The organism is Octadecabacter ascidiaceicola, from assembly GCF_900185015.1.
Taxonomy (GTDB): Bacteria; Pseudomonadota; Alphaproteobacteria; order Rhodobacterales; family Rhodobacteraceae; genus Octadecabacter; species Octadecabacter ascidiaceicola.
On sequence record NZ_FXYD01000001.1, the window covers coordinates 482,540 to 499,619 of the forward strand.

At 55.3% G+C, this 17,080-nt stretch carries 15 protein-coding genes, 3 tRNA genes and 1 riboswitch; of the genes, 5 read left to right on the forward strand and 13 right to left on the reverse strand.

All coding sequences use genetic code 11. The features are described from left to right. Positions 1-81: 81 nt before the first annotated feature. The 4 genes from OCA8868_RS16835 to hemA form a co-directional block, all read right to left on the reverse strand. Positions 82-210, reverse strand: coding sequence for a hypothetical protein (locus OCA8868_RS16835; protein WP_281253581.1), 129 nt, complete (start codon positions 208-210; stop codon positions 82-84). Between the two features lie 156 nt (positions 211-366). Next, a complete protein-coding gene (ispG, locus tag OCA8868_RS02315; RefSeq protein ID WP_093994927.1) occupies positions 367-1,488 on the reverse strand; it encodes a flavodoxin-dependent (E)-4-hydroxy-3-methylbut-2-enyl-diphosphate synthase in 1,122 nt (373 codons plus the stop codon). Positions 1,489-1,571: 83 nt separating this feature from the next. Then, complete coding sequence (locus OCA8868_RS02320) at positions 1,572-2,786, reverse strand: helix-turn-helix domain-containing protein (protein WP_093994928.1); 1,215 nt, start codon at positions 2,784-2,786, stop codon at positions 1,572-1,574. 139 nt (positions 2,787-2,925) lie between these two features. After that, positions 2,926-4,149, reverse strand: a complete 1,224-nt coding sequence (gene hemA / locus OCA8868_RS02325; RefSeq protein WP_093994929.1) for a 5-aminolevulinate synthase — start codon at positions 4,147-4,149, stop codon at positions 2,926-2,928. A 239-nt stretch (positions 4,150-4,388) separates the two neighbouring features. Here hemA and OCA8868_RS02330 point away from each other — a divergent pair, with 239 nt between their 5' ends. Together OCA8868_RS02330 and OCA8868_RS02335 are read left to right on the forward strand one after the other, a co-directional pair. After that, positions 4,389-5,762 (forward strand): dipeptidase, encoded by a 1,374-nt coding sequence (locus OCA8868_RS02330; protein WP_093994930.1) that lies wholly within the window; start codon positions 4,389-4,391, stop codon positions 5,760-5,762. Next, the gene (locus OCA8868_RS02335) at positions 5,732-7,096 is read left to right on the forward strand and encodes a S41 family peptidase (RefSeq protein ID WP_245847995.1); all 1,365 of its coding nucleotides are present in this window, start codon (positions 5,732-5,734) and stop codon (positions 7,094-7,096) included. The genes OCA8868_RS02330 and OCA8868_RS02335 overlap by 31 nt, the downstream gene beginning before the upstream one ends. A 3-nt stretch (positions 7,097-7,099) precedes the next feature. Here OCA8868_RS02335 and OCA8868_RS02340 read toward each other — a convergent pair whose 3' ends face one another. From OCA8868_RS02340 to OCA8868_RS02355, 4 genes are all read right to left on the reverse strand, one after another. Next, positions 7,100-7,357, reverse strand: a complete 258-nt coding sequence (locus tag OCA8868_RS02340) for a hypothetical protein (RefSeq protein ID WP_093994932.1) — start codon at positions 7,355-7,357, stop codon at positions 7,100-7,102. Beyond that, positions 7,354-7,845: a calcium-binding protein gene (locus tag OCA8868_RS02345; RefSeq protein WP_093994933.1), complete on the reverse strand. Its 492-nt coding sequence runs from the start codon at positions 7,843-7,845 to the stop codon at positions 7,354-7,356. Before OCA8868_RS02345 ends, OCA8868_RS02340 begins: the two co-directional genes overlap by 4 nt. Before the next feature lie 133 nt (positions 7,846-7,978). Beyond that, positions 7,979-8,055: transfer RNA gene (locus tag OCA8868_RS02350), tRNA-Asp, on the reverse strand. Between the two features lie 60 nt (positions 8,056-8,115). Beyond that, positions 8,116-8,192: transfer RNA gene (locus OCA8868_RS02355), tRNA-Asp, on the reverse strand. 326 nt (positions 8,193-8,518) lie between these two features. On the opposite strand from OCA8868_RS02355, the gene OCA8868_RS02360 reads away from it, so the two are divergent. Beyond that, the gene (locus OCA8868_RS02360) at positions 8,519-10,534 is read left to right on the forward strand and encodes a DEAD/DEAH box helicase (RefSeq protein WP_093995490.1); all 2,016 of its coding nucleotides are present in this window, start codon (positions 8,519-8,521) and stop codon (positions 10,532-10,534) included. A 76-nt stretch (positions 10,535-10,610) separates the two neighbouring features. Here OCA8868_RS02360 and OCA8868_RS02365 read toward each other — a convergent pair whose 3' ends face one another. The 3 genes from OCA8868_RS02365 to OCA8868_RS02375 all read right to left on the reverse strand — a co-directional run bounded on the left by OCA8868_RS02365 (position 10,611) and on the right by OCA8868_RS02375 (position 11,757). Then, the gene (locus OCA8868_RS02365; protein ID WP_093994934.1) at positions 10,611-10,847 is read right to left on the reverse strand and encodes a hypothetical protein; all 237 of its coding nucleotides are present in this window, start codon (positions 10,845-10,847) and stop codon (positions 10,611-10,613) included. Between the two features lie 223 nt (positions 10,848-11,070). Next, a tRNA-Val gene (locus OCA8868_RS02370) sits at positions 11,071-11,146 on the reverse strand. 50 nt (positions 11,147-11,196) lie between these two features. Then, entirely contained in the window at positions 11,197-11,757 is a 561-nt protein-coding gene (locus OCA8868_RS02375) for a histidine phosphatase family protein (RefSeq protein WP_093994935.1), read from the reverse strand. An 88-nt stretch (positions 11,758-11,845) separates the two neighbouring features. Further along, a riboswitch (glycine riboswitch) is annotated at positions 11,846-11,934 on the forward strand. Between the two features lie 143 nt (positions 11,935-12,077). On the opposite strand from OCA8868_RS02375, the gene OCA8868_RS02380 reads away from it, so the two are divergent. Then, positions 12,078-13,313 carry a D-amino acid dehydrogenase gene (locus tag OCA8868_RS02380; RefSeq protein WP_093994936.1) on the forward strand — a complete coding sequence of 412 codons (1,236 nt, stop codon included), beginning with the start codon at positions 12,078-12,080 and terminating at the stop codon, positions 13,311-13,313. 88 nt (positions 13,314-13,401) lie between these two features. Here OCA8868_RS02380 and OCA8868_RS16715 read toward each other — a convergent pair whose 3' ends face one another. After that, positions 13,402-13,866 carry an HU family DNA-binding protein gene (locus OCA8868_RS16715; protein WP_093994937.1) on the reverse strand — a complete coding sequence of 155 codons (465 nt, stop codon included), beginning with the start codon at positions 13,864-13,866 and terminating at the stop codon, positions 13,402-13,404. 189 nt (positions 13,867-14,055) lie between these two features. Here OCA8868_RS16715 and OCA8868_RS16580 point away from each other — a divergent pair, with 189 nt between their 5' ends. Continuing rightward, positions 14,056-14,487 carry a tail fiber domain-containing protein gene (locus tag OCA8868_RS16580; RefSeq protein ID WP_179214750.1) on the forward strand — a complete coding sequence of 144 codons (432 nt, stop codon included), beginning with the start codon at positions 14,056-14,058 and terminating at the stop codon, positions 14,485-14,487. A gap of 71 nt (positions 14,488-14,558) precedes the next feature. Here the strand turns inward: OCA8868_RS16580 and lon are convergent, their stop codons facing one another. Continuing rightward, complete coding sequence (gene lon, locus OCA8868_RS02395; protein WP_093994939.1) at positions 14,559-16,970, reverse strand: endopeptidase La; 2,412 nt, start codon at positions 16,968-16,970, stop codon at positions 14,559-14,561. Positions 16,971-17,080: the final 110 nt, after the last annotated feature.

The window sequence follows — 17,080 nt, forward strand, 5'->3', positions numbered from 1 at the left end:
TAGTGAGAACCACTCACGCTCGAGCATCTCATTCAGAACCCCAACCGGCGTCCCGTCAAGAAAACGTTCGGCCAAGTGCTGTTACAAAACCGCCTCAGCCGCTTGATTGTCCCAAGGCACCTCGCTCGAAATCTCGCGCCCTTGCGCCTTCAAATAAGACCCACCCACGATTGCAACCAAAGCAATCCCTATGACCAACAGTTTCTTCATCTTCACGCCTCAATTCTTGAACGACGTTCACCAAATAGGGAAGCTCACAAATCCAAAGGCAGGAAATCCCACCCTTTGCCTTTGTTTCAAAAATATCCCGGGTGGTCTGGAGGGCCGGCCCTCCAGCGGATCGGATTGGCGCAGCCAATTCGATCTTTAGCTTTCAGCCTTCGCCACGGCTTCCAGTTCAGCGGCCTTAGCCTCAACCTGCTCGACAATATGCTCAACCATATCGTCATTGCTCAACTTATGGGATTGTTTGCCTGCAAGGTATACCATACCCGCGCCATTGCCGCCGCCGGTAAAACCAACGTCCGTCATCAGCGCTTCACCTGGTCCGTTCACCACACATCCAATGATGCTCAGGCTCATCGGCGTTTTAATATGCTCAAGCCGCTTTTCCAGCTTCTCAACAGTCTTAATCACATCAAACCCCTGCCGCGCGCAGCTGGGACAAGAAATGATGTTCACACCGCGATGCCGCAGCCCGAGGGATTTCAAGATTTCATACCCTACCTTAACCTCTTCAGCGGGGTCTGCGGACAACGATACGCGGATCGTGTCGCCAATCCCCGCCCACAGCAGGCTCCCCATACCGATGGATGATTTGATCGTACCGCTCATCAACCCGCCAGCTTCGGTGATGCCAAGGTGAATGGGGGCGTCGGTGGCTTCAGCAAGTTGTTGGTATGCCGCGGCCGCCATAAACACGTCAGACGCTTTACAGCTGATCTTAAACTCGTGGAAATCGTTGTCTTGCAGGATCTTGATATGGTCGAGGCCACTTTCCACCATCGCGTCTGGGCAAGGTTCACCATACTTATCAAGCAGATGCTTCTCCAACGATCCCGCGTTCACGCCGATACGGATCGAACAGTTGTTGTCCTTGGCGGCCTTGATAACCTCACGCACGCGTTCGGGAGAGCCAATATTACCGGGGTTGATGCGCAAACACGCGGCCCCTGCTTCAGCCGCTTCAATCCCGCGTTTGTAGTGAAAATGAATGTCCGCCACGATCGGCACAGGGCTGCGCGCGCAAATCTCTTTCATCGCCGCGCTGCTGTCTTCATCTGGGACAGACACACGCACAATATCAACGCCAGCATCTGCACAGCGGTTGATTTGAGCCAACGTGCCTTCAACATCCGGCGTCAGCGTGTTGGTCATCGTCTGCACCGTAATCGGCGCGCCGCCCCCGACTGGGACGTTCCCCACCATAATCTGGCGGCTTTCACGGCGGTAAATATTGCGCCACGGGCGGATTTGGTTCAGCGACATCAGATCACCTGTCAGGACGTGTTACGCAGTACTTATCCCTCGCAGGGCGTGCGAACAACGGGTTGCGACAGTTTGTTTCGGGATTATTGGTCGGCGTCTTGTGCAGGTGTCTGCACTTGCACTTCCGCGACGCGCACGACTTCAGCCAAATCGCTATCTGCAGTCAGATCAGCAACCGCGTAGCTTGTTGTAAGGTTATCAACCGACAGCGCGAGGTTTGATGTCACCTGACCACGTGGCCCAACCGGACCATAATGTGCGCCATTCACAGCAAAATAGACCGCGCCGGATTCACCGATACGCAATGTCGCTGGCTCTTCGGTTTGTGGCACGTTGTAGGTGTCACCCGCCGTCATAACTGATTCATACAGAACCGTGCCATCCGCCGCACGCACACGAACCCAAGCATCCCGAACCGCAACAAGCTGCACGCCCGGAATTGGGTTTTCTGTGACTTGGACATTCGGGCCAACACCGGCAAGCGAAGTGTTTTCGTCTTCAAGCAGACCTGGACGTTCAGCCGAAGTTGGCGCCAAGGCACCATTCGCCGCTGGGTTCAGGGTTACGATCGGGCCGTCGCGCGGCACCAAAACAGGCGCATCAAGCGCTTGTGGGCGGTACAGGCGGTCAAGAATTTCTGATGTCGGCGCGTCAAATCCAGCGACAACATCCACACCCGCATCTGCGGCTGGCAAACCACCACCGGCCAGCGGGTCAATGTCAGCGACAACTGTCGGCGTGTTCTCAACGGGCGCAAGTTGCACTTTCTGCACTTCTTGCAAAACCGTGTACCCGCCAAACCCAAGGCCGCCAATCAGTGCGATCAAAACCGCAAATGACCCGATGGCCCTCGGTTCCACGGAGGCGAACATTGCATCCCCTGCTGGGATAAACGGCGTGGCGGGTGTCGCGAAAATATCTTTCTCAAGCGAGGAAGCCGCAGCTTTCACAGGCTTAGCGCCAGAGGCTTGCTCGGACATGCCGTGCGCCGTTGCAAAACCGGATTCAGTACAGAACGTATCAAACGCCCAATCTGGGTCCATATTCAGGTAGCGCGCATAAGACCGCACATAGCCGGCAATAAAGCCCGGAGTATCGAACGCTGTTGGGTCGGAATTTTCGATGGCAGCGATGTAGGCCGCTTTGATTTTCAGCTCGCGCTGAACGTCCAAAAGGCTTTTACCGATGGTTGCGCGTTCCCCGCGCATCAGATCACCAAGTCGTAATTCGAACGCGTCAAAGCCGACTGTCTCAACAGCTTGCTCTTCCTTTGCGCGTCTGAACCCTTTCCGGATCATCCGTTACCCTCGTGTTGCTGCCCCAGTTGAAACGCGTCGATTCGTCCCATACGCGTTCCTTACCCTCTTATTACCACAAGAAAAACTATTTTGCACGTGCGGCAAACCAGAAGCGCCTTTTCCCGCCGATACGGCGATCTTAACCTGCGAGTTCCGCACGGTTCAGCGCGCAATGGGACCACAACGCGTCCAGTGCACCAACCAGCGCGTCCATCTCTTTCGCCCCATGAACCGGTGACGGCGTAAAGCGCAGACGTTCTGTGCCGCGCGGCACAGTTGGGAAGTTGATGGGCTGAACGTAAATGCCGTGATCTTGCAGCAGCATATCAGACAGTTTTTGCGTGTGCACAGGGTCACCCACGATCAGCGGCACAATGTGGCTACCGTGATCAATGATCGGTAAACCAAGCCCGCGAAGGCGTGTTTTTAGGATTTTTGCCTGTGTTTGATGCTGATCGCGCAGATCTTGGTCGACCTTCAGATGCGCAACAGACGCCGCCGCCCCTGCCGCAACAGCAGGTGGAATGGACGTCGTAAAGATAAAGCCGGGCGCGTAGGATCGCACAGCATCACACATCTTGGTGCTCGCCGCGATGTAGCCGCCCATGACGCCAAACGCCTTGGCCAGCGTGCCGTTGATGATGTCGATACGCCCCATCAACCCGTCACGTTCCGCTATGCCGCCACCGCGTGGGCCGTACATGCCAACGGCGTGCACTTCGTCCAAATAGGTCAATGCGCTAAATTCATCTGCAATATCGCAGATTTCTTTGATCGGAGCGAAATCACCATCCATCGAATAGACAGATTCGAAAGCGATCAATTTCGGCGCGGACGGATCGTCAGCGGCCATCATGCGGCGCAGATCGTCCAGATCGTTGTGCTTGAAGATACGTTTCTCACCACCGTTGCGGCGAATCCCCTCGATCATTGACGCGTGGTTCAACGCGTCAGAATAGATGATCAAACCGGGGAACAAGCGCGGCAATGTGGACAGCGTCGCATCATTAGCGATGTAGGCGGACGTGAACAAAAGCGCGTCTTCCTTGGCGTGCAAATCCGCCAACTCGGCCTCAAGCCGTTTGTGATAAACGGTCGTGCCGGAAATGTTGCGTGTGCCGCCGGAACCCGCGCCCGTTGCGTTGATTGCTTCATGCATTGCGTCAAGCACAACAGGGTGTTGGCCCATGCCAAGGTAGTCGTTGCCACACCAGACAGTGATGTCCTTTAGCGCGCCCTCAGGTGTTGTCCAGACCGCATGCGGGTACTGCCCCTGCTTGCGTTCAATATCGATAAACGTGCGGTAACGGCCTTCAGTGTGAAGACGTTCCAAGGCAGCGTCGAGTTTTGCGTTAAAATCCAAAACGAATTCCCTAGTCGAGCAGCGATGGGACGCGTCCCACCAGTTAGGTTTAATGCCTGATATATCCGAGTCCCTTTTCAGGCAACACTTTGCCTATGGATATATCAGCCCTGATACGGTTCGTCGCACTCTAGGTTTTGGGCTGTTTGGTAACTTAGATCAGGATCAGCCTTGCGAGCGCTTGACCCTGCCCTCCACTGTGACACTCTCTGCTGAAACCAATATACCGGAGTCTCCCCATGTCGCTCGACGCTGTACTTTCCAAAATTGATGAAGATCTCGATGCCGCCCTTGACCGCCTTATGGGGCTGCTGAAACTACAGTCCGTGTCCACCGACCCCGCCTATAAGGACGAGGTCAACAAGGCCGCAGACTGGTTGGTTAATGACCTGAAATCGCTGGGTGTTGACGCAACAAAACGCGACACGCCGATGCATCCGATGGTCGTCGGGCATGTTGGCAACACCGGCCCGCATCTGCTGTTTTACGGTCATTATGACGTGCAACCCGTTGATCCTATTGAACTATGGGACCACGATCCATTCGCGCCGTTCATCGAAGACCGCGACGGTAAAAAAGTCATCCGTGGTCGCGGCACGTCTGATGACAAGGGCCAATTGATGACCTTCATGGAGGCCTGTCGCGCGTGGATCACCATTCATGGCGAACTCCCCTGCCGCATTACGTTTCTGTTTGAAGGTGAAGAAGAAACCGGATCACCTAGCTTGGTGCCGTTTATGGAGGCCAACGCGGATGAGCTGAAGGCCGACCTAGCCCTGATTTGCGACACAGGCATGGTTGCCCAAGGCGTGCCATCCATCGCCAGCCAGCTGCGCGGGATGTTGAAGGATGAATTCACCCTGCACGGCCCCGCGATGGATTTGCATTCTGGTCACTACGGCGGGCCTGCTGTGAACCCGCTTAAGGAAATCAGCCGCATCATTGCGTCCTTTCATGACGACAATGGCCGCGTCACGATTGATGGATTCTACGACGACGTGATCGAGATCGGCGACAACCTGAAAGCGCAGTGGGAAACCTGTGGCTTTGACGAAGCGGACTACATGCAAAACGCAGGGCTGACCGAAACGGCAGGTGAGAAGAACTATTCGATACTGGAACAGCAATGGTCCCGTCCGACGTTAGAGATCAATGGCTTATGGGGCGGATATCAAGGTGCCGGGTCCAAAACCGTTATCCCCGCCGACGCCCACTGCAAGATCACTTGCCGCCTTGTTGGCGATATGGACCCCGACAAAATCCGCGACGCCCTGCGTAAACACGTGGAAAGCCAGCTGCGCCTTGGCACATCCGTCACATGGGACAACGACCTTGAAGGCGCGCCCGCCTCGGTGATGAACACAGACCGCCCCGAATTTGAACAGGCCCGCCAAGCGCTGTCCAATGAGTGGGACCGCGAGGCCGTGTTCGTCGGCATGGGCGGATCGATCCCTATCGCAGGCCATTTCAAAACCGTGCTGGACATGGACGCGATGCTAATCGGCTTTGCCTCCGAGGACGACCGCATCCACTCGCCAAATGAAAAGTACGACGTTGAAGCCTTCCACAAAGGTATGCGCTCATGGGCGCGGGTTCTGGCGGCGCTGACGTGAAACGTCTGCTCAACCAGCTTTGGGTCGTGATCGGCGCGGTTGTTGCGGCCTTTATCGCGTCTTGGGTGATCTACATGCCAGACGCCGAACAACGCGGCGTTTGGCGCGCGCAATCGGGTGGGTCGATCATCACGCTGAACAGGCTTCAGGCTAAGTTATATAGTGAAAGCAGTCATTCTTGCGTCGAACAGTTGACGTTTCCAGCGCACCTAAAACTTGTCGAGTTTGCCGAAGGCGCGACCGTTTCGGTTGAAGACGACACCCTGATGTTGCGTGTTGATGGTGCGTTGGACCCGACGCCCTACACCCGCATCGACACCCTGCCCGCCGCCTGCGCCCCAGCAGGTAACGCCACACCGCGCGAAGTTTTTGACGCTATGTGGACGGCGATGGGCGAACACTATGCATTCTTTGACCTGCACAGTGTCAATTGGGACACCCGCCGCGCCTTGGCCCCTGCCCCAGATGCAGTCCTAACCGACGCGGAGCTATTTGACCTTCTTGGCCAAGCGTTAGACGGCTTGGACGACGGCCATGTGCAGCTAGGGTCACCAATTGGGTATTTTTCCCCGTCCAAAACTCCGGAGTGGTTCACCCAAAACCCGTATTTCACCCGCGATGGCTATCTTATCCGCGCCGACCTGGACCGCACGGCCCATGAAACTGTAGGCATTCCGCTGACCTCTGTTGAATTGACTGGCATCGAATACGCCCTGCTGCCTGACGGCGTTGGCTATATTTCCATCCGCCACATGGGGTTTGATACGCCGTTCGGTGCGCGCAGCGAACCGGCAATGGCGCAGGCGTTTATAGAGGTCGCGGACACCATGGCCGAAGCAAATTCCATCATCATAGATCTGCGCTACAACCCCGGTGGATCGGACTCCGTGTCTTTTGGAATCGCCAGCCACTTCACCGATCAACCCCTTGATGTGTTTACCAAAACAACCCGTGACGGGGATACGCAAACCGCCCCTTTCACGGCCATCCTACAACCCTTTGACGCAACACCGCTTAGCCAACCCGTAATCGTACTCACCAGCAAGCTGACCGGTTCGGCGGCTGAAATCCTGACCATGGCCTTGCGTGAATTGCCGCAAGTTACAGTCATGGGCGAAGCTACGTCAGGCGGTTTGTCCGACATTTTAGGGTTCAAGCTACCCAACGGTTGGGACCTTGGCCTATCCCATCAAACCTACCGCACAATGGACGGGTCACTTTACGAGGCTATTGGCATCCCACCCGATGTCCCCTTTACGATCGAAGCCACCCCACTCATCAACGGCGAAGACCCCCTTCTACGCGCAGCATTTGAACGGGCACGCGGCGGTTAACGCCTAAGGTATTGCGGCAAAATCTATGTCGTCAGGGTCTACCAAGGCAATGTTCAGCTCTTCTGGCGTGAAGAGTCCGTCAAAAACAAGGGACTCCGCGCCATCCAGTGAAACCGTTGTCGTGCTTGCCTCTTCATCTGTGGCGTAACTTAGGACCGGCGACGTTTCTGCGTCGTTCAACCCGTCGACATAGATCGTGACATCATCTTCGGCTGCATCAAAATCGGTGGTGCGCGCTGCGCCCTCTCCGGTCTCTATCAAGCCGAATGTATCCGCCCCAGTGCCACCCGTCGCAATGTCTTCGCTTGAAAAGAACAGCTTGTCGTCGCCTTCACCACCATCCAACTGCTCAACATCGCCGCGCGTCCAATCGGCGTCACTATCCGCACGATCGCTTGCCAGAACATCATTTCCATTACCACCGGAAACCATATCCGTACGCCCGCACCACCCGTGAGGATGTCGTCACCAGTAGTACCTTCAAGCGTGTCATCCCCTGCGCCACCATCGATTTCATCATCACCAGCCTGACCAAGTACGAAATCGCCTTCGTCCGTTCCAACATAGGTATCATTGCCATCGCCTAGGCCGAGATTGTCCCCGAGCGGTGTAATTTCTTCTTCCTGTACGGCTTTCGCAGCATCGTCGCCCTTGAACAGATCATCAAACAGGCCACTGAACGTGTCAGACGCCAGCAAACCTGCCCCCACCATCAACCAATTCGTCAACATCGCCAACTCATAGCTCATCGTACCGCCCCCGTATCACTCCTCATTGGTGGAGTTGTTGGCGGCCTGTTGGAGTTCGGTCCTGATGCGCTTGTCCATTACGCCACAGAGTTTTCCGACTTCATGGGAGGTTTGAACCGTGGAGGGGGATAAGTGGCGCGGTTGACGGGACTCGAACCCGCGACCCCCGGCGTGACAGGCCGGTACTCTAACCAACTGAGCTACAACCGCGCACTTTTTGTACTTAACCTCGTACAGAGCAGTTCAATCCTTGAACCAAAGGGACAGCGGTGGCGCGGTTGACGGGACTCGAACCCGCGACCCCCGGCGTGACAGGCCGGTACTCTAACCAACTGAGCTACAACCGCCCACTGTCCATCAACGTTAGTCGATGTGAGGTGCTTCTAGGCAGCACACATCGCCCCGTCAAGCCACAAGCGAACTTGAATTTAAGTTTCTCTCAAAAGAGCGAAAATAAACGAATTTCATAGTGAATTGCCCAGCATATCCCTCGACGGCTCTTGAAGGAAACGCGCATCTCCTGACTCGTCGCACAAACTGCATTCACACACCTGCATAGCAGCCCATCACCTGACGCCCTATACAAGTGCCCCGCAACACGTTAGAGCCGCGCAAACATTGACGCGCGCCCATGATGGCTGCGCCAAACCCAACTAAGAAAAGTGATACTGCTGTGAAACAGGCTCTTGCTGATGCCATCAAAGCGCGTGGCTACGAAACGCTGACCCCCGTCCAAGAGGCGTGTTCAGACCCAGCGCTGGAAGGCAAAGACCTGCTGGTCTCTGCGCAAACCGGTTCTGGTAAGACACTTGGCTTTGGCATCGCGATTGCGCCGAGCCTGCTAGGTGACGCTGAAAAGTTTGACCGTGCAGACGCACCGCTGGCGTTGGTTATTGCTCCAACTCGCGAACTGGCGTTGCAGGTTAAACGTGAGCTTGCATGGCTTTATGAAAAAACGGGTGCGGTGATTGCATCCACCGTTGGCGGCATGGATATGCGCGATGAACGCCGCGCACTGGAACGTGGGGCCCATATCGTTGTGTCCACACCGGGCCGCTTGCGCGACCACATCATGCGCAAGTCTATTGATCTGTCTGACCTGAAGGCCGTTGTGCTAGACGAAGCCGACGAAATGCTCGACCTCGGGTTTCGCGAAGATCTTGAATTTATTCTCGATGAGTCCCCCACGGACCGCCAGACATTGTTGTTCTCTGCGACCGTCCCAGCATCCATCGCCAAACTCGCACAGCGGTATCAAAAGGACGCACAGCGCGTTGCGACCACCACGGGTGAAAAGCAGCACGCCGACATCGACTATAAGGCCTTCCGTGTCTCCCCCCGTGACACAGAAAACGCGATCATCAACGTTTTGCGCTTTTATGAAGCGCCGAACGCCATTGTGTTCTGCAACACTCGTGCCACCGTGAACCGCATGACAACCCGCCTGTCGAACCGTGGTTTTGCCGTTGTCGCCTTGTCGGGTGAGCTGTCACAGGCCGAACGCACCCACGCCCTACAAGCAATGCGCGACGGCCGTGCGCGTGTTTGTGTGGCAACTGACGTGGCTGCCCGCGGCATTGACCTACCCAACCTTGATCTGGTGATCCACGCCGAACTGCCAAGCAACCAAGACACCTTGTTGCACCGTTCTGGCCGCACAGGGCGCGCGGGTCGCAAAGGCACCTCCGCGATGATCGTCCCCCCTGCCGTGCGCAAAAAGGCGGAACGTCTTCTGGGCTGGGCAAAACTGACCGCAGACTGGACTGACGCGCCATCGGCGGAACAGGTCATCGCGCAAGACGAAGAACGCATGTTGGAACAAACCGATTGGTCCAACGAGGTCGACGGCACGTCCAAAACCGTCGTCGACGCCATGGTCGCCAAGCTGTCGATCGAACAAATCGCCGCCGCTTACCTGCGTCTTTATCGCGAAAAACACACCGCCCCTGAAGAGTTGTCCGAAGTGTCTGCACCTACAAAACCACGTGAGGCATTTGGCAAATCGGTCTGGTTCTCCCTTCCAGGTGGCCGCGAAGCCGGTGCCGAACCGCGCCGTTTGCTGCCGATGATCTGTAAGATGGGCAACATTTCCAAGGACGACATCGGCGCGATCCGCATTCAGCCCAACGAATCCTACATCGAAGTCCGCGAGACTGCCCTGAAGACGCTCACAGACGCACTTGGTGGGGACATGACGTTGGAAAACGGCGCCCCCCTCACCCGCGTAGAAAAGCTGCCAACCTTTGAACGTGGCGCACCGCGCAAAGACTTCAAATCGCGCGACAAGGCTCCGCACCGCGGCAAAGACGGCCCCAAGCCGCATAAGTCCAAAGGCACCACAAAGCCCGTGGATTGGAACGACGAACGCGAACCAAAACCCAAAAAACCTAAGGGCGGCGCAAAGCCAAAGGGTGGCAAGCCAAAGTTCGACAAGAACAAATCATCCGATGACACTATCGAATCCTACAAGCCGCGCAAAACGCGTGACGGCAAACCCTACGCTGGCAAGTCTGATGGCAAACCATCCAGTAAGCCGAACGCAGGCAAGTCAGGCGGCAAACCCGCAAATAAGGTTGCCAAAGGCGCTGGCCTTGCGCCGAAGCAGGGCAAGCCGTCCAGCAAGAAGAACCGCGCTCGTGCACTGGCAGCCAAAGGCGGCAACGCCGCCCCGCGCAAGCCACGCAGCTAAGCGGTAACCCGGCACACAAAGCCCCGGCGCAGTGATGCGCCGGGGCTTTTTCGTTTGGATAGGTAGTCGTGACCGATCAATTCGGACCAGCGTAGCCAGGGTTCTCATAGGTGACGCCCGGCTGGTAATTGGCGCGCAGCCAAACCTTGCCCTCATTATACAAAGCACGGCAATCGTTGGCGTCATGCATCGCATCTTCTGGCAATAACAATGTGTGCGCCATTGGCCCATCAAAGCGCGGATCATCACAATCCCCATCATTGGCCCATTGGCTGGCATTGTCGCCCCAAGCGAAATCCGCGGGCACTGTCATGCAGCCCGCCACCCCTAAAAAGCAAGCACTCGCAATCATTTTTGACAAAACCGAATTCATTGAATCCCCCATCCAAATTTTTAACAACTTATGGAAGAACTAAACGACGTTTGGAACGGCGGGTAAATGGGTATAGTAGGTGCGATCAGGTCAGGAGATTGTCGCTGATAATCGATACCGACGCGAGCGCGTTTCCAGTTCAGCATTGTAAAATCGGGGGAAGTGGTGGGTCGTGAGAGGCTCGAACTCCCGACATCTTCGGTGTAAACGAAGCGCTCTACCAACTGAGCTAACGACCCGATGGGCAGCGTTTAGCGTCCCTTTTCACGACGCGCAAGCCCCCGATTGCCTATGTGAGCAACTTTTGCACGCCACCCTTCAAATGATACACGCAACCCTGCCCACCGTGGATGTCCGAGTTCTCCAAAGCCGCCGGACCGATCACGATTGAACGGATCACGCGGCTGGTAATTCCATGCGTTATCAGAACAGTAGGCCGCACCACTTCTGAAAGGAAAGCACGGCACCGTGTTTCTACTGCTGCAAGCCCCTCTCCGTTCGGGGCCATCTCATATTGCTCTAAATATGGGTCATCGCCCGTGCCCTGCGGAAGATCAGCGCGCAAACGCCCTGCCCAATCGCCAACGCCAATCTCACGCAGGCGAATGTCAGTATGTACTGCTTCGGCCAAAGGGCCACAGGCGATCCCTGCCGTTTGAACGGCACGCCCCGATGGGCTGGACCAAAACTCAAACCCCTCCAAATCAATGCAGCGCAGGATTTCACCTTGGCGTGCTGCATCCATTTGCCCTTTGGGGGTCAGGGGGGAATTAAGCCAACCTTGCATGCGGTCTTCTGCGTTCCAAACGGTCTGACCGTGACGCAGGATATAGAGTTCTGGGTAAATCATTTCGCATGCCTACCCTGCCCCTGAACAAAGCAAAACCCCAAGAAATCCGTTGATCCGAATCGAATTCGAAGGCATAGCGCGAGTGCATCTCTCGCCCGCGGGAGAGTCCGGTGGAAACGCCGGCGCCGAAGGAGCAACAACCCGGAAACTCTCAGGCAAATGGACCGCGGTGCGTAAAGCAATCTGGAGAGTGGCAGTTAGGCCTGCCCACCGAAGGAGCCGTCGCAGACCATCGTGGCGAAACTCTCAGGTCCCCTGACAGATGGGTTCACCGCCGATACGTCGGCATGTTTGAACGCTGTCTAAAGGGGGGTATCCCAATGAAAACAATCGCCGTAATCGGTGCTGGCATCACCGGAATCACAACAGCCTATGCCTTGATGAAACGTGGTTTTGACGTCACTGTCTTTGACCGCAACCGCTACGCCGCTATGGAAACATCTTTTGCCAATGGCGGCCAACTCTCTGCATCCAACGCCGAAGTCTGGACCCAATGGTCCACCATTTTCAAAGGTCTCAAATGGATGACACAGCGCGGTGCGCCCCTGTTGGTGAACCCCAAACCGAGCTGGCACAAGTATTCGTGGATGGCGGAATTCATGTCCAACATCCCCAACTACCGCAAGAACACCGTTGAAACTGTGCGTTTGGCCATCGCCGCGCGTGAACATCTTGTTTCTCACGCTGCTGCAGAGGGCTTTGATTTTTCGTTAGAGAAACGCGGTATCCTTCATGTTTACGACTGCAAGCCGGACTTCGACGCAGCCGCCAAGGTTAACGAACTGCTCAAAGAAGGCGGTCTCGAACGCCATGCCGTCACAGCTGATGAAATGAGGAAGCTTGAACCAGCTCTGAAAGGTGAGATTTACGGTGGCTACTATACCGAAAGCGACTTCACGGGTGACATCCATAGTTATGCCAAGGGTCTCGGTTCGGCCTGCAAAAACCGTGGAACAACCTTCAACTACGGCTGCTATGTGGAAACCCTGACAGCCCGAGAACGTGGTGGCGTCGACGTTGTGTGGACGGATGGATCGGGCAATCAATCTGAACACTTCGATGGCATCGTCATCTGCGCGGGCGTGCGCAGCCGCGCCTTTGCTGCGATGGTTGGCGACCGCGTGAACGTCTACCCTGTCAAAGGCTATTCCATCACGGTCGCACTGGACGATGAGGAAAGCCAAGCGGCCGCGCCTTGGGTGTCCCTGCTGGACGACAAAGCAAAAATTGTGACCTCACGCCTTGGAGACAACCGTTTTCGCGTGGCGGGTACCGCTGAATTTAACGGCGAAAACCGCGACATTCGGGATGACCGAATCCAGCCGCTGGTGAAATGGGTGGAAAAACTGTTTCCAGATGTCAGCACGGAACACGCTATCCCCTGGGCAGGCCTGCGTCCAATGATGCCAAACATGATGCCTCGCGTCGGCCCCGGCAAATCATCCGGTGTGTTCTACAACACCGGACACGGGCACCTTGGGTGGACGCTGTCGGCTGCAACGGCCGAGATCGTCGCCGAAAACGTGTTGGAAGCGTCACGTTCAAACGCGGCCTAACGCAAAGCGGCACGCGAGGGCGTTCCCTCACGTGCCGCGTTTAAGTCTTGGACTTGGATTAGCTTTGACGGCCATCGTACTGATTTAACTAAATTGCTTCATCACCAATGACTGTCTTTGCGGGGCCGCCAGCATTGTTCGGATGCCGTAGTTTCACCGTAACTATCGTCGCATTCGCGGCTTCTTTTGTCCGCTTCACCATCAACTTTCCAAGCGGCGGAACTGTCAGGTCTTCGCCCTTCGTCAACGCACGACCCAATACGGCGAGCATCGCTTCAACCACAGGTTTGACGTCTTTCTTTTTCATACCCGTTTCGGCCATCACACGTTCGATAAGCTCTGGCTTTTTGATAGGAGTGCAGGCAACCGTTGGCCTTACCGTTTCGACGATTGTCGCCTTTGTGGTCGCGGATGTTTTCGCTGGTGCCGCAACTGCCTTTGGTGTGGTGACGGTCTTTGTAGCTGCGTTGGGTGCAGTAGATACAGATTTCGCGGCGGGCTTCGCTGCCTTTTTCGTAGGTTTTGACGCTGCTTTTGTAGTGCTCGTGGCCATTGCTCTCTCCGATCGGGTGCACGGTATTGTGCCTGTTTCGGAAACAATAGCTGGAAGTCAGTGCATATCCCATGGTGAAAATCCATAAAGTTAATGACTGTGGCGTCCGAATTAAGCGCTTGCCGATGCATACCTTGACCGAAATCACAGCCTGTGGTGTAATTTTGGCTCATTTATTAGGAGATTATTTTGAAAAATTCTTTTTTTGCCTTGGCTTTGTCCGGGGCTATCGCATCGCCATCATTTGCGGGGGGCTTAGCTGACCCCATCATTGCAATGGCACCAACCGAGGTCGAAATTGAGTCACAAGCATCGTCCTCGAGCAATCTAATTATCCCGCTGGTACTGATTGCCCTGATCGTCGCCGCATCGAGCGGCAGCGACGCAGCTGTCTTCGGTCCGAGCGATGCACGCATTAAGACCGACATTCAGCCCGTTGGCATGTCTCCTAGTGGCCTTCCCATCTATCACTACAGTTACATTGGCAGCAGCGTTGTATTCGAAGGTGTCATGGCCCAAGATGTGTTGATGCACACTCCCGCAGCCGTCATTACCTATCCATCCGGTCTCATGGCTGTGAATTACGACATGCTTGGAATTGAGTTTAAGGTCGTCGATTAAACATACGATTATTAACAAAAAAAGGGCGCTTGAAATTCATCAAGCGCCCGTTTGACTCTGAGCCGGTTCAATCAATGCGCAGTGGCGCCTGCACCCGCGTCACGCGCTCGCAAGGCAGCCTCGGCGGCGGCTGCATCTTCCGCCTCTTGGTCCCACTCAACCGCTTGCGGTTCCGAAATTAGCGCATGCTTCAACACCTCAGACGCGTGAGTGACTGGGATGATTTGCAGCCCCTCTTTCACGTTGTCCGGAATATCCGCGAGGTCTTTTACGTTTTCCTCGGGGATCAGCACTGTCTTGATACCACCGCGAAGAGCTGCAAGCAGTTTTTCCTTCAAACCACCAATCGGCATCGCATTCCCGCGCAGAGAAACCTCACCCGTCATCGCAATATCTTTGCGAACGGGGATCTTGGTCAACACGGACACGATAGACGTGACCATTGCAAGACCAGCACTCGGTCCATCCTTCGGCGTCGCGCCATCTGGGACGTGCACGTGAATGTCGAGCTTATCAAACTCCGGCGGCTTCACTCCGATTTGCGGGCTGATGGAACGCACGTAACTGCTTGCGGCGTCGATAGATTCCTTCATCACATCGCCAAGCTTACCTGTTGTCTTCATCCGGCCCTTACCTGGAAGGCGCAGCGCTTCGATGTTCAAAAGCTCACCCCCAACTGACGTATAGGCAAGACCTGTGACAACGCCGATTTGATCGCTTTCTTCCGCCAAACCAAAGCGATGCTTCTTCACGCCAAGGAAATCTTCGATGTTGTCTTCAGTTACGACAACGCTCTCGACCTCTTTCTTGACGATCTTGGTCACTGCTTTACGCGCCACTTTCGCGATCTCACGCTCAAGGTTCCGCACACCGGCTTCGCGGGTGTAATAGCGGATCATGGAAGTCAGCGCAGAATCCTCAAGTGTGAATTCGCTCTCCTTAAGGCCATGATTTTTCATCACTTTCCCAAGCAAATGCTGCTTTGCGATCTCACGCTTTTCGTCCTCGGTGTAACCGGACAACGGGATGATCTCCATCCGGTCCAGCAATGGCCCGGGCATGTTGTAGGAGTTCGACGTGGTCAGAAACATCACGTTGGACAGGTCATATTCGACCTCCAAATAGTGATCGACGAACGTACCGTTCTGTTCCGGATCAAGAACCTCAAGCATCGCGGATGCAGGGTCGCCACGGAAATCCTGCCCCATCTTGTCGATTTCATCGAGCAAGATAAGCGGGTTCGTGGTTTTCGCCTTCTTCAACGCCTGAATGATCTTGCCGGGCATGGACCCGATATAGGTCCGACGGTGACCGCGAATTTCAGATTCATCACGCACACCACCAAGGGAGATACGAATAAATTCGCGCCCTGTGGCCTTCGCCACGGATTTCCCGAGCGACGTTTTACCCACACCAGGAGGGCCGACGAGACACATGATTGGCCCCTTCAGTTTCTGGCTGCGCTGTTGCACTGCAAGGTATTCGACGATGCGTTCTTTTACCTTGTCGAGGCCATAGTGGTCACCGTCTAGAATAGCTTCGGCCTTGCCGAGATCTTTCTTAACGCGAGATTTCTTGCCCCACGGGATGGACAAGATCCAATCCAGATAGTTGCGAACAACTGTGGCTTCCGCAGACATCGGTGACATGTTCTTGAGCTTTTTCAGCTCACCATCGACCTTTTCCTGCGCTTCTTTGGACAGCTTGGTCTTGGCTATCTTGGCCTCAAGCTCGGCCACTTCGCCTTCGCCCTCTTCGCCGTCGCCAAGTTCCTTCTGAATGGCCTTCATTTGCTCATTCAAATAGTACTCACGCTGGGTGCGTTCCATCTGCGTTTTCACGCGTGTCTTGATCTTTTTTTCGACCTGCAGCACAGACAATTCGCCCTGCATAAAGCCGTAAACCTTTTCAAGGCGCTCGGAGACGGACAACGTTTCCAGCAGTTCCTGACGTTGCTCAACCTCAATACCAAGGTGGCCCGCAACAAGGTCAGCCAGTTTCGCAGGCTCGGACGCCTCGGAAACCGCGCCAAGCGCTTCTTCTGGGATGTTCTTTTTGACTTTGGCGTAACGCTCAAACTCTTTGGCCACGGAACGGGTCAGCGCCTCGATCGTGGTCATATCGCCTGGCATTTCGGTCAGATATTCTGCCGCCGCCTCAAAATGTTTTTCGTTCTCAACAAAATCCGTGATGCGCACACGTGCGATGCCTTCGACAAGGACCTTCACAGTCCCGTCCGGCAATTTCAGCAATTGCAGCACATTGGCCAGCACGCCCGCTTTGTAGATTCCGTCTTGGTCGGGGTCATCCACACCGGGGTCGATCTGGCTGGACAGCAGGATTTGCTTATCATCCGCCATCACCTCTTCAAGGGCGGAAACGGATTTCTCACGGCCTACGAAAAGCGGAACGACCATGTGTGGAAACACAACAATGTCGCGCAGTGGCAGGACAGGGTAGGATGAACTCAGTGGTTCTTGCATGCTCTTTTCCTTTGTTGGCAAGATCAGCGGTCCCTATTCATAGGCAACGCGCCGATCTCCGGTCTTGGTTTATTAATGTGGGGGTCTTATGCCCGCTTTCAACCAAACCG